We start from the raw sequence: 13188 nt of genomic DNA, 5'->3' as shown, positions 1-13188 counted from the left end.
CACTCTTACTTTTTCGTTAACTTTTTATGACAGGGCTGTTACGGGTACCAGGTACATAGATTCAGACCTGCGGTACCTGGTAAAACTGCTCTCCTTTTGAGTACCAGGTACCGAAAAAAACAAAAAAAAAGAGAAGGACTTTTATCCCTCTTCCTTTCTTTCGGTTTCATTGATGTCGATGTTCGTAATCTTCAGTCCATCCTCCGTGTTAGTAAGCGTGTAGTCTTTCACTCGGACATAGTAAGTTTCTTTTCCATCCTGAGCAACAAATACAAACTCTTCATTCGTCTGCACATCATACGTATTCTCATCAGTCTGCTCTGCCTCTATTACCTCGTTAACTTGAAAAATGAACTCAAACCCCTGACCCTCAATTTCCATCAAGTAATCTTCCAGTTCAAGCGCTGCGTCACTGCCTTCATCTAAGAAAGTGGCGATATAACTATAGTCAGCTTCATGTAAGGCAGCTTCATAAGAATCTCTGAAGGCAAGAACGTATTGACCAGCCTCCTCGGCTGTAAATTTATCCACATCTACGGTCACTTCTTCAGTCACCTGCGGCTCTTCCAGAAATGCATCATCCTCATAATCAAAGTCATACTCATACGAGTCAAACCAAAAGGTGAGTGTCCCGCGATACACATAGTACTGGCTGATCTCTTCGCTTCGCTGTACTTCTCCATTCTCATCGGTCCATTCGGCATGCATCCAGACTTCTTCATCTTCTGGAAAAGGACCAAGCTCTTCGAATTCACTTAGTGATTTCCCTGTATTTTTTCCATTGATAAATAGAACGGCATCCGGCTTGTCGGTTTCAATTGTATAGATTTCATCTGGGAAATACAGAGAGACGTCTGATAGATGCTCAGCATTGGATTCAATAAACACCGTTTCTTCATAACCGATTTCACCAAACTCATTTTCGTAAAATCCTTGAAGCTCGTAAGCACCTGGATATGCTTTAAATACTACTTCCGTGTCCCCTTTCATCTCTGCTGATTTACCCCCCATTTCAAGGGTAGCCGGATTTAAATTTGTCACTGCTTTTATTTGCTGGGGCGTGGCATGAATTTCATAAGTATCATAGATACCAAGCAGGAACGGCTTCTTTTTCACTTGAAAAAATTCACTGCCGTCTTCATCTGTAACTGAAAAGTTTTCACCCTTTTTTCCATCCATTATGTCTTCTAATTGACCGCGAATTTCTTCCCATCCTTCCCCATCGATATATCCCAAATATTCGCTTTTAATTAATAACGCTTCTTTATCAAGCTTCACATGCGTGAAAAAGTGATCCGCATCGAATGTTGTCATCGCCCGATCCATCGCTTTTATGGTTTTCATCGGATCAATTTTAGAAGAAATGATCTGGTGAGCGCTGAATATCAAAATAACGGCCGCTGCCACAAACCAGATCGCTGTCTTCGTTCCTTTTTTCATAGGTTTCTTGGAGGCTCGAACTTGCCGCGAAGGCGGATGGTGGTCTGTCTGTTTAGCCCCGCAATTTATGCAGAAAGTGTTTCCGTTATTTAAAGAATGACCGCATGCTGTGCAGTACTCCAATAATTCTTCTCTCCTTTTTTAAAAATAGAAGCCGCTAAAGAACGAATCGATCTGATCGATTTTCTCAATCAGCATCCACTTCCAGAAGAAATAAGTAAGGAATGAAATAATGATACTCGTGCCAACCGCTCCATAAAAAGCGTAGGAACGAGACTGGCTGTTAAACCCATGATTGAAGATAAAAAGAACCGGGACGAAGTACAGTGCATAAGACAGCGACGCTCCAAGCAAAACCAAAGTAGCCGTGACCGTGCCGCTTAATGCAAACAATACAGCGATTAAGTTAACAAGGAAGAAAGGTGTTATCAACGCTCCATACTGTGCAACGATTTCCCGGTCATTGAGCGTCAGCTTCATAAGTTTAGAAACAATCATAATAGCAGCAAGACTGAGCACAACACCGACAAATGAATAAATAAATATCTTCGAACTCGTTTCAAAAAAAGGAAGCCTCTCTGGCTCTCCAAAGCCGAAAGTCATCACTTTAATAAGAGAGTTCGCAAGGAAATAGATACTTAAACTGAAAGCGAGCGTATAAAGCAGTAAAGTTGCCACCCCTTGGGCAAATCCTGATTCAGACACACGAAAAGCTTCGAGCGGCTGTTTTAAAAATAGAAGCGAATTATCCCAGTACATCTTCATCTTTCCGGCCGAATCTTTACTTCCCTGTTCCACCGTCACAAGAGCGGTTGATTGTGAAGCTACGACTTCACCAGACAACGCACTTCCGCAAACTCCACAAAAATTTCCTGATGACTGTTCGTTTTGACATTGTGGACACTTCATGAAACCATCCTTTCGATTTTGAGATCTAAGAGCACTCAATACAGCATGTATACGTGATTCAAACAGGCTTTAAGAACCACGATTTAGCTTTGAAGATAAAAATGTTGAAAGTGTTATAAATAAAAATTGGAAAACCTGACGAGCACAAAAAACCCCTTCACGTAAGGCAAAGGGGTTTAGAAGAATTAATGATCATTTTGTAAAAAGAAAGTTTCCAGTTCATTCAATAAATCATCTAATTCTTGTGAAATTTTAACGAGCTCAGGATCATTTGGATTTTTCATATAACATCCATACATTTTCTCTCTAAGGGATTCAATACCTTTTTCCAAATTTTCCAGGTGCGACATGCAAACTTCCTTTCCAACATTGGTAAATGTTTTAGAAATCGAAGTAGAGCAATGAAGCTCCTAAAAAAATTCACTAAAAATAGGAAACCCTTAAGTTTTTGCAAGCCTAGTTATTTTGATAACTAGAAACAGGGTTCCGATTAACTTGCGGGAAAAGTTGAGTTTTTGGTGAATGGATTCATTAACTCTACTTCGTCCTCTCCCTCCCTTCTTGCACAGTATTTTCACCTTAAAACTAAAAATCCTAATAGAGTACAAATCATTAGGATCCTTTTTCAGCAAGTTAACTACTCTTAAATACCCCCGTCAGCTTCTTTGAAACTTTTTCCTTTTGATGGCTGACAGGTACCGATCACCCCTCTTTTAAACTCTCAAAAAATCCGGCCAGAACCTGATTAAACTTCTCGGGTTCTTCTAAAAACAAACAGTGGCTGCTTTTTTCAAATGGAACCAACTTAGATCCAGGTATCCTCTCTTGAATATACTCACCAGCAGCTACAGGGAAGAATTTATCATCCCTTCCAAAGCAAATCAGTGCCGGTACATCTACATTACTTAGCGTTTCCCTGTAATCAACCGCCGTCTGGTTAAAAACAATTGTACTTGCAATGGAAGCTGGAACCTTCATCATTTCTTCTAAAATCCACTCGTGAACATCTGGATCTGGTTTATCCTTAAACATGCCGAAAATAAATTCACTGTTAAAACCGAGCTGATTTTCCTGAATCGCCTGCATGACACCTTTTATAGCGTCAAAATTAAACGCTCCATAATCCCAGCCATCCCACAGGTAATCAGAAGGCGACTGATCGACGACGGTCATCCCTTTAATGTTTTCAGTTCCAAACTGATTCACGTAGTCCCATACAACAAAAGCTCCCATCGACCAGCCGACAAGAATCACATTTTCTAATTTTAGTTTTTCAATTAACTGCTTCACATCACGGGCATACTGGGCCACCGTATGGCCATGCTCTACTTTACTAGACCGTCCATGGCCGCGCAGGTCGAAGTTGATCGTCCGATACCTTTCTTTAAAGTATGGAATCTGATAATGAAAGAAACGGCTGCTCATCATGACGCCATGAATAAAAATAACGGGCTGGCCCTCTCCCTCATCTTCGTAATAAAGCTTCGTTTGTGAATCAATTTCTAAAAACGCCACGAAAACCCCTCCCCTTTGCTGCAAAATCGATATCATTCAAATTTATGATGGATGGTTTTGTCCTATACTTTTTCTCTTTTTTCTCTGGGTACCAGGTACCGCTTTCTTTTTATTGCGTACCTGGTACCGAAGTTAAGACCTGGTCCTAATTATTCCAATAAAAAAGAGCCAGCGACTGGCTAGCTCTTAATTTTATAGGTGGTTAAGACGGATTGATATAGTATCTCTACTCCGTTCATTAGCGCCTCCTGATTGAACGTCATGTTCGGGTGGTGCAAGCCTGGACTTAAATCACACCCGATCCCAATCATCGTAGCTCTCAACGATGGGCGCTCAATCGTATAAAAGTGAAAATCATCTCCTCCCGGCGTAACCAGCGGAGGGTGAAGGTGATCTTTTCCAAGTGCCTTTGTAATAGCTGCACTCATAATGTCAATAGCTTCCTCATTAGTCCTCGCGGCTGCAATCGCATCAATATGAGTGGTTTCCACCACAACATTATAAAGGCTCCTTACACTCTCAAAAATCTTCTGCACCTGCCCTTCAATCTCATCCATCACTTCATTGGTCTGCGCCCTAAGATCGAGAGAAAAGGAAGCACTGCCTGGGATAATATTCGCGCTCTTTCCTCCTGCATGGAATTTCGTCATTTTTACAGAGTGCGGAATGGTCGGATCGACGTGAATTTTTCCAAGCTGCTGAACGATTTGGGATCCGATTTCAATCGCATTATGGTTAAGGTGGGGTCTCGCTCCATGAGCATCCTCCCCCTTAATTTCCACGTCATACATACGGACCGCTCCATGACTGATGACAGGGGAAGCATCTCCCATTTCCACTTCCTGCTTCGGCCGGAGGTGAATACCGTATAAATAATCGACTTCATCGATGACACCTTTATCGACCATTTTTAACGCTCCGGATCCTTTCTCTTCTGCTGGCTGAAAAATAAATTTCACCGCTATTTTCTCAGTAAGCTCAGGGACTTGATTCAGCTTCCACAGCAGCCCAAGAACCATCGCCATATGTGCATCATGCCCGCACGAATGATTGGCCTTAAATTCACCGTCGACCTGCTGCCATAGTGCGTCCATGTCAGCACGTACACCGACAACGGGGAGATCTCCATTAAAATTGCCGTACTCTCCAATCACTCCTGGGCAATCTTCAAATGTCGTAACTTTGCATCCGCTTTTTTCAAGAGTGTCTGCTAAATACTTCGTTGTTTCGATTTCTTCCCAGCTGATTTCGGCGTGGTTATGTAAGTACTGAAAGGTTTCAGTTACTCTCTGCCCGATGTGTTTTTCGATAAGTCTCACCAACCTCTAATGAGTTTTCTACTATTGTAACGTATTTTATAAAACTTCATAAGAAGGCGGCAGCCAGCGGCCTTTTTCTTCTTTATTAATCGAGTAGATTTCTCCGGTCTGTTCGATGCTTCTCTCCTCAATAAAATCACAGATGAAATCCGCTACTTGTTCAGATGTGCCAATGTCCCAATATGCGGCTTCTTCCTCAGATGCTGCTTTTTCTATAAACGGCCGGGTCATATCAGTTACAGCAGCAGGAGAGATGGCGTTCACTTGTATATTTTTTCTTTTCAACTCTTTAGCCATAGTCATTGTCATGCCAATCACAGCGGCTTTGGCGGCACTGTAATTCACCTGGCCGGGATTGCCGATCAGACCGGCGAGTGATGTCATATTAAGGATAACCCCCAGTACTTCTGCTTTCTTAAAATAGCGGGCAGCTTCCGTGCTGCAGACAAACGTGCTTTTTACGTGAGAATCGATCACATCGGTAAAGTCCTCTACGTTCATTTTGTAAGATATACGATCTCTCGTAATGCCGGCATTGTTGATGATCCCTGTTAAGCCGCCAAAACAATTGAGTGCTTTTTGCACGAGTTGATACCCGGCATCATCTTCTGTCACTGATTTCGCCAGACCTGCGGCTCGGCCGCCATGGCTCTTAATATCATCAACGATTTTAGCGACTTTTTCCTCATTCCTTCCGTTAACAATAACGGCTGCTCCTCTATTCGCTAACTCAATAGCAGTGCTCCTTCCGATCCCTCGAGTAGAACCTGTAACAATGATGATTTCATTTTTTAAAGTTCTCATAGAATCCTCCCCCATATTTAAAATGCTTCAAATAACGTGGCAAGTCCCATTCCTCCGCCAATTCCGAGAGTAGTGATGCCTCGTTTAAAAGATTTCCTGCGCATTTCCGCAATAAGCCTTGTAACTAATATCGCTCCTGATGCACCGTATGGGTGGCCTAAAGCTAATGCCCCGCCAGAGCGGTTGACTTTGTGATGAGGTATATCCAGATCTTTTAAGGAAGCCAACACCTGGGAGGCAAACGCTTCATTAAATTCAACATAATCGATGTCGCTCTCTTTCAAATTCTGTCGTTCCCACAGTTTTTTGACAGCAGGAACAGGCCCTATCCCAAGCAGGTTCGGATCAACTCCAGCCGATGTACTATCGACAAACCGAGCGATCGGATCAAGGCCGAGATCCTGACATTTTTCTAATGACATAAGCAGGACAGCTGCTGCTCCATCATTCATCGGGCAGGCATTACCTGCTGTGACAGAGCCTCCTTGTTTAAACACAGGATTTAGACAAGCTAATTTTTCAAGAGAGGTGCTGGGGCGTGGACATTCATCAGAATCGATCCCTTCAAGCGGAACAATCTCTTCTGTAAAAACCCCCTCTTCCTGCGCCTCGACCGCTTTTTGGTGACTATGATACGAGAATTCATCCTGCTCCGCACGTGAGATGGAATAGTGCTCGGCCACATTCTCTGCGGCTTCTCCCATTTCCGGATCACCGATCGAATCAGGAGAAAACCGGGCTCTTGTAAAAAATTCAGGGCCACACAGATCATGTATTGATGCTGGTTTTTTGATTTTCCATGGGGCGAGGCTTGTGCTTTCCACTCCTCCAGCTATATAAACATCTCCTGCTCCCGCCTGGATCATTCGCGCCGCCATATTGATGGCCTCTAACCCTGAACCGCACTGCCTGTCCACCGTTACACCCGGAATCGTAATCGGCAGTCCAGCTGTCAGCAGTGACAGACGCGCCATGTTTCCTCCCGGACCGACGACATTTCCTAAAATGACATCATCAATTTCATTAGGATCGAAATCATCGGTCAAACATTGAAGAAGCGGCTTCATTAAATTTTCCGGAGGGAGATGAGCCAGATTTCCTCCCACCTTGCCAATGGGTGTTCGCTTCGCTTTTACGATAACAACATCCTTCATCTAATCCCTCCTTGAAGGTATAACCAGTTCTTTTCGGGCAATTTTCCCACTGCTCGTATAAGGGAATTCATCTAATTCCACCCATTCTTTCGGGCACTTATATTTAGGAATCTTGCTGATCAGAAGATTTTTCAGATCTTCGAAGTTCAGAGAATTGCCTTTATTCACCTTTACAAAAGCAACGACTTTCTCCCCCCAATAGTCATCTTCTATTCCTTTTACGACAGCTTCCTGAATCGCTGGGTGGGTGAGGATCACTTGTTCCACTTCTTCCGGGTAAATGTTTAAGCCGCCGCTGATAATCATATTTTGCTTGCGGCCCTTTAAAATAATCTGCCCTTCTTCATCTATAAAAGCGAGATCACCCACTGTAGCCCATTCCCCGTGAAATACTTGCTTCGTTTCTTCCGGACGATTTAAATAGCCGTCAAATACCCATGGACTTTTCACATAAAGCTGACCGACTTCGCCGTGTTCAGCTGGTTCGCCGTCTTCTCTAAGGATTGAAATTTCAACCTCAGGAAAAGGAGTTCCTATTGATTCTTTATCTATAGTAGTTTCATGAATAAGACGATAACTGACGAAGCTTAGTTCAGAAGCTCCGTAGAATTCATAAAGGGAAGCCTGTGGAAAAAGTTGGAGTGCTTCTTTTTTAGAGGATGTGGGCCATTTTGCTCCTGAAGAAATCATTGTTGTTAAGGAACTTAGATTTTGCACTCCCTTAACCCTTTTCACCGCTTCAAACATCGTAGGAACGATATACATGACTGCGATTTCTTCCTTATTAATAAGCTGCAAAGCCTCTTCAGCGTCAAACGAAGGCTGTAAATGTAACGAAGCTCCAATATGTAAAGCCTGCACGGCAGCATATAAGAAATGTGAATGGACGAGAGGGCCTGGGCAGAGAATCTGTTGGGAAGCATCTATGGAAAAAACGTCACGCCCCCGTGAAAAACAATTAGCCCAGGAAGCATGACTTCTTACAAAGCCTTTTGGCTGACCTGTCGTTCCCGAAGTGTACCCAATATAAAAAGGGTCTTTATCAGATAGCGGGCCAGCAGCTCCTCTTTCTGATGAGTGCTTAAACAAATCATCGACCAAAACCGCACCTTGCAGCCCCTCAAGCCTTTGAACAAAGGAATGATCATAGATAATGAGATCAGGCTGTGCATCATCGATCACATTTTCCAACTGGGAGTCACTCCATTTTGGGTCAAATGGAAGAGCGATGTCCCCGCTTTGACTGATGGCGATAAATACCTCCAGCCACGTCGGTCCATTGGCTAGCATAAACCCAATCTTTCTTCCTTTACCATTCGGGTATATCGATTGAATCTTTTCCTGAAGAAGTCGGCTGAATTGATAGAATGATTCATAGGTTATGGACTCGTCTCCTGATTTTATCGCTATTCGATTAGGATAATTCTCTGCTGTTTCTCTAATTCTCTCTCCGATATACGCCATAAGTACTCCCTCTTCCTATCTGCTTTTGAAAAAAAGGCCTGCCTTGATTCAGGCAAGCCTAGGCAACACTTGAATGCCTTTTTATATTTTTCTCTTTCTCTATGATTGGATAGACTCGATTGATTTGTCGGGCAAGCAAGGAAGCCGCTACAACTTTTACTAAGTCACCAGGGATGAAAACAAACGCTGCCCACATTGCACTCGTCCAAGGGGTCTGAGTCATAATAGATAAATACGTGACTCCAAATGCATATACAAGCACAACCCCGCCCAGCAAGTTAAATAAAAAATATAGTCCTAGATTTAGTTTTTTCCAAAAACGTTCTACTAAAAATCCAATGAGAAAAGCTGCAATTGGCCATGCCATAATATAACCGCCGGACGGGCCAAATAATACACCAAGTCCGCCTCTTCCACCTGAAAGCAGCGGAGCACCAAAGGTTACAAGTAAAACAAAGAGTAATAGACTCAATCCCCCTCGTTTTGCACCCAGGATTGAACCGGCCAGCATTACTCCAAGAGTCTGGGCCGTAATTGGCACTGGAGTAAATGGTGTAACAATTGGCGGCAATAGTCCGAGAGCCCCTATGATTGCTGCAAATAAAGAAGCGTAAACCATCGTTCGTAAATTCATCGATTGCACCTACTTTTTCCTATTATGTATGAGTGAAGATTACCCTATTTCACCGAACTATGTCAACCTTTTATACAAACGGTTTACCTTAGTAATTTATAGAAAATTATATTTTCGAAGCGATTACTTTTCAACACAGTCACGTCATATAAATAGGAAAAAGGAGAAGGTTATAATGACTGAAGAAAACCGGATCAAAAAGGGAAAACCTTGCCTTAAGTGGACAATCACTTCTTTGTTATGGCTGCTGACAATTGGGACAGCCTGGGGGATTGGGAAGGAGATGTAATTGAGCTAACATCATCCGCTACTTTTACACCTGTTGAATAAAAAAGGGAGACAGATTTCATCTGTCTCCCTTAATAAAACAACTTAGGGTCTGGAAAGTTTTTCTTAGGTTCTTCTTTTTTATCGCCCGCTCTACCAAAATCGTCAAAATCCCCTACCAGAGAAGTACAATCATTTGGAAACTCATAGGGGATAAACTGCTGGTAATCCTCCGGAAAAATTCCTGCGTCCCTATAATCGTTTACTGGGTGATCAACTTTCTTATGACGTGCATCCCGCTCGTTTTTCAAATATTGGACAATTCTATGACCGATATAACGGCCGAGTCTGATTCCTTCCTCGTTATCTGAAGGAAAGTGAACACCGCCATACAAGCGGCTGACCGCATCATCTTCAGCGATTTTCTTTAGCTTTTTTGCTTCTTTAGGGAAAAAGTAGCTTAGTACCACTTCACTGCAGCCTGACATTGTGGCGTGTCCGGATGGATAGGTTGGAAATCGCGGCGTACATAATAAAGTTTTCATTTCCTGGTCATACTGATCGGGCCGAGCAACGTCCCATCTATACTTCAGATCCCAAACTAACATCATCGTATCATTCACCGCCGCTTGAACGACGGCTAAAATTCGTGCCGCATAGGTCGGACTTACGTTATACGTATCAAGCAATCGGTCGATTACAGGCGTCCACTGCTTAGTCGGTACACCCGTTCCATAATATACCCCGATTTTCTTTTGCTCCTCCGTCAAATGTTTTAATGTGTACTTGACTTCTTTCAGCTCGCGCTCAAAATCTATTTTATCCGGGTGAACAATTGGAAGATCCATTTTACGTCCATCCGGTCCATAATAACTGCCTTCCCTATCTTTTCGTAAATACATAAGCGGCCATGATCCGGCGCTTGGAGTTACGGCATTTGCAGGCGGATGCTCTTCGCCGGCATACGGAGTTTCCGACCAGCGCAGATAACCTTCATCCATTTTCCATCATCTCCCAAAGTTATTTACATATTGTATGAGTGTGAGGAAGTGATGGGAGCTTGGCCACATTATAATTATTTCCAGTAAGTTTAAGCCTTATATTCGGCGTATGAGGCTTGTATTAAGAACCCAAACCCAAAATTTTAAAAAAGCTGCCTTATGGACAGCTTTTTTGGTTTAGCTTTGAATATCACGTTTGTTGTAACCGATAAAACCGATGACCATTAGGACAAGAGCCGCCAATGAAAGTACAATTAAATCCGACCACGCCACTTCCTCAATAGGAAGCTCCGGGATATGGCCAAAGGGAGACAGCTTAGTCACCCACTCCTCGAACTGAAAGAGCCCTCCTAAATAGACAACAATAAAAGAATAGATCAAGTACAACCAGGCGATCCCGGTGTAACGCTGCGCCCAGCCTAATAACAGCACACAAATGGCAATCATCAGCCATAATGCTGGCAGATAGACAATAGCTGAAGTGTAAAAAGTGCTGAAGGCTGGAGCTTCCTCCATCACGGACAGTCCCGCAGAACCAAGGCCGATTGCAGCAAGCGACAGCATGATGAATCCAACAACAATCGAAATGACCAAATAGCTGATCAGAAGTTTAGTTCTTGAAACTGCTCGCCCTAATACGTGTTCAACACGACCTTTATTTTCTTCTCCTTTTAGCTTTAATACTGCCATCATTGGTGGAATCGTGCTGATCATCGCCAGCACAGCCATCAGCATAGTGAGAAATTGTTCAGTCAACGATACCCCTTCAATCGGTGTCAGCAGCTGCTGCATCATATCGTTATTAGCAAAAAACGATTCCAAGTCTCCCAGGACTGAACCATAAGAAGCTCCAAGTACGAGCATGCCGAATGCCCAGGAAATCAGCGCAGTCCGCTGAAGCCTTACAGCTAGACCAGCCGGGCTGAGCAATAGGGCGGAGGCCTGTTTGCGTCCAGGCTTGGATGGTAAAAACCCAGCATCCACATCACGGATCATATTTAAATAAAAAGCCACACCTATCAATACAACAGCGAGACCCAGTATTAAAAATAGGGGCCCCCAGTAATTGTTAACAAAAGCTTCGGTACGAACCACCCATCCGAAAGGTGAGAGCCAGGACAGGGCCTCGCTGCTTACATCCCCGATGGCACGAACCATATACGCGATAAGCAGCACGGCCATGGACAGACCGATCGTTCCCCGCGGGTTTTCCGATAATTGGGCAAAAATGGCTGTGAGACCTGCGAAAAATATACCGGCTGCACTTAAGGTTAATCCATATATAAAGGAACCTTCAGTGTCAATACTCTCTACTCCCATTAACAATAGACCTGCCCCAATTAGCAGCCCCATAAGAATATTAGCTATAGAGATCACAGATAATGCTGCGGTTAAGCTGGACAGTCTTCCTGATGGCAGTGCACGGATAAGCTCTAGCCTGCCGTCTTCTTCTTCAGCTCTTGTATGTCTTGTAACCAGTAAAATGTTCATAATGCCTACGACCAATGCCGTCAGTAATAACATTTGATGAGCGAGCATAGCTCCTACCGTATAATTATCAATGCCATATCCAGGTCCGACCATCGCCGTCATAGCAGGGTTCAACATCGTCTCCGCCATAGCCTGCCTCTGGGCCTGTGTTGAATACAAAGTAGAAAAAGAGTTAACAACAAGCAGCGTAGAACCAATAAACGCGAACAGCCAGATAGGCAGTCTTACACGATCCTGTCTTAAGACGAGTCGCGACAGCACGCCCGTTTTAGCATATAATTGCCGGTTCATTACTTTCCACCTCCCACTCCTGTTCCTTCATAATGCCTCATAAATAGATCTTCTAATGTCGGTGGAGCACTTTCAATTTTCGTAATACCAAACCTGCTTATATAAGCAATTACTTCAGCCAATTTTTCTGAATCGACGTGGAAGGAATAGGTCCCTTCGGATTCCTCTACGTTATGAACGCCTTTTTGCTCGTTAAGCTCAGAGATAGGCTGCTTCGTCTTTACATGCAGAGAGCTGCGAGTTAAGTGACGCATTTCTGACAGTGATCCTGTTTCGATGACCTTCCCTTGGCGGATAATGCCAACACGGTCACATAACTTCTCAACTTCAGATAAAATGTGACTGGACAATAAGACGCTTTTTCCTTCTTTTTTTACATCCATGACACATTCCTGGAAAACCCGTTCCATCAACGGGTCCAGCCCTGAAGTCGGTTCATCAAGGATATAGAGGTCAGCATCTGATGAGAACGCAGACACTAACGCTACTTTCTGCCGATTTCCTTTAGAATAGGTGCGGCACTTTTTCGAAGGGTCAAGAGCAAATTTACGAATGAGTTCTGCTTTACGATCATTTCGTTGACCGCCGCGCAGCTTTATAAAAAGATCAATTACTTCCCCACCGGTTAAATTCGGCCACAAGTTCACATCCCCAGGGACGTAAGCAATCCGCTTATGAATTTCAACAGCATCATCCCAGGCATCTTTACCAAAGATCTTAGCTTCACCCTCGGTCGCTTTTAAAATCCCAAGCAAAATGCGAAGTGTTGTCGACTTTCCTGCTCCATTAGGTCCAATAAAGCCAAAGACTTCTCCTTCATTTACTTGAATGTCCACCCCATCAAGTGCTTTTACTTTCCCATAATGCTTGGTAAGATTGATCGTTTGTAATACAGTCAT

General features: G+C 43.4%; 12 protein-coding genes. All 12 read right to left on the bottom strand.

Going from position 1 to position 13188, the window contains the following annotated elements; genetic code table 11:
* Nucleotides 1-141 precede the first annotated feature (141 nt).
* Nucleotides 142-1563 carry a hypothetical protein gene (locus tag HUS26_RS01010; RefSeq protein WP_173915381.1) on the bottom strand — a complete coding sequence of 474 codons (1422 nt, stop codon included), beginning with the start codon at nt 1561-1563 and terminating at the stop codon, nt 142-144.
* An 18-nt stretch (nt 1564-1581) separates the two neighbouring features.
* Entirely contained in the window at nt 1582-2349 is a 768-nt protein-coding gene (locus tag HUS26_RS01005) for a zinc ribbon domain-containing protein (protein WP_173915380.1), read from the bottom strand.
* 185 nt (nt 2350-2534) lie between these two features.
* Complete coding sequence (locus HUS26_RS01000) at nt 2535-2699, bottom strand: aspartyl-phosphate phosphatase Spo0E family protein (protein WP_173915379.1); 165 nt, start codon at nt 2697-2699, stop codon at nt 2535-2537.
* A 352-nt stretch (nt 2700-3051) separates the two neighbouring features.
* The gene (locus tag HUS26_RS00995; protein WP_173915378.1) at nt 3052-3864 is read right to left on the bottom strand and encodes an alpha/beta fold hydrolase; all 813 of its coding nucleotides are present in this window, start codon (nt 3862-3864) and stop codon (nt 3052-3054) included.
* 179 nt (nt 3865-4043) lie between these two features.
* Nucleotides 4044-5183, bottom strand: a complete 1140-nt coding sequence (locus HUS26_RS00990; protein WP_371809525.1) for a M20 peptidase aminoacylase family protein — start codon at nt 5181-5183, stop codon at nt 4044-4046.
* A 36-nt stretch (nt 5184-5219) separates the two neighbouring features.
* Nucleotides 5220-5987, bottom strand: a complete 768-nt coding sequence (locus tag HUS26_RS00985; protein ID WP_173915377.1) for an SDR family NAD(P)-dependent oxidoreductase — start codon at nt 5985-5987, stop codon at nt 5220-5222.
* A 17-nt stretch (nt 5988-6004) separates the two neighbouring features.
* Entirely contained in the window at nt 6005-7141 is a 1137-nt protein-coding gene (locus HUS26_RS00980) for a thiolase family protein (RefSeq protein WP_173915376.1), read from the bottom strand.
* Complete coding sequence (locus tag HUS26_RS00975; RefSeq protein WP_173915375.1) at nt 7142-8605, bottom strand: AMP-binding protein; 1464 nt, start codon at nt 8603-8605, stop codon at nt 7142-7144.
* Between the two features lie 58 nt (nt 8606-8663).
* On the bottom strand, nt 8664-9239 hold the full coding sequence (locus HUS26_RS00970) for a biotin transporter BioY (protein WP_173915374.1): 576 nt from the start codon (nt 9237-9239) through the stop codon (nt 8664-8666).
* Nucleotides 9240-9598: 359 nt separating this feature from the next.
* On the bottom strand, nt 9599-10507 hold the full coding sequence (locus HUS26_RS00965) for a vanadium-dependent haloperoxidase (RefSeq protein ID WP_173915373.1): 909 nt from the start codon (nt 10505-10507) through the stop codon (nt 9599-9601).
* A 177-nt stretch (nt 10508-10684) separates the two neighbouring features.
* Nucleotides 10685-12289, bottom strand: coding sequence for an ABC transporter permease (locus HUS26_RS00960; RefSeq protein WP_173915372.1), 1605 nt, complete (start codon nt 12287-12289; stop codon nt 10685-10687).
* Entirely contained in the window at nt 12289-13188 is a 900-nt protein-coding gene (locus tag HUS26_RS00955) for an ABC transporter ATP-binding protein (RefSeq protein ID WP_173915371.1), read from the bottom strand. Before HUS26_RS00955 ends, HUS26_RS00960 begins: the two co-directional genes overlap by 1 nt.

The organism is Halobacillus sp. Marseille-Q1614 (assembly GCF_902809865.1).
Taxonomy (GTDB): Bacteria; Bacillota; Bacilli; order Bacillales; family Halobacillaceae; genus Halobacillus_A.
Note: the sequence above shows the minus strand (reverse complement) of the source record. Positions and strands in the feature narration are given on the sequence as shown.

Bases quoted from the DNA above. Each gene is read 5' to 3' on its own strand.
- HUS26_RS01005 (WP_173915380.1), bottom strand. From the start codon at position 2,349: ATGAAGTGTCCACAATGTCAAAACGAACAGTCATCAGGAAATTTTTGT.
- HUS26_RS01000 (WP_173915379.1), bottom strand. From the start codon at position 2,699: ATGTCGCACCTGGAAAATTTGGAAAAAGGTATTGAATCCCTTAGAGAG.
- HUS26_RS00985 (WP_173915377.1), bottom strand. From the start codon at position 5,987: ATGAGAACTTTAAAAAATGAAATCATCATTGTTACAGGTTCTACTCGA.
- HUS26_RS00980 (WP_173915376.1), bottom strand. From the start codon at position 7,141: ATGAAGGATGTTGTTATCGTAAAAGCGAAGCGAACACCCATTGGCAAG.
- HUS26_RS00975 (WP_173915375.1), bottom strand. From the start codon at position 8,605: ATGGCGTATATCGGAGAGAGAATTAGAGAAACAGCAGAGAATTATCCT.
- HUS26_RS00970 (WP_173915374.1), bottom strand. From the start codon at position 9,239: ATGAATTTACGAACGATGGTTTACGCTTCTTTATTTGCAGCAATCATA.
- HUS26_RS00965 (WP_173915373.1), bottom strand. From the start codon at position 10,507: ATGGATGAAGGTTATCTGCGCTGGTCGGAAACTCCGTATGCCGGCGAA.
- HUS26_RS00960 (WP_173915372.1), bottom strand. From the start codon at position 12,289: ATGAACCGGCAATTATATGCTAAAACGGGCGTGCTGTCGCGACTCGTC.
- HUS26_RS00955 (WP_173915371.1), bottom strand. From the start codon at position 13,188: ATGACTGTATTACAAACGATCAATCTTACCAAGCATTATGGGAAAGTA.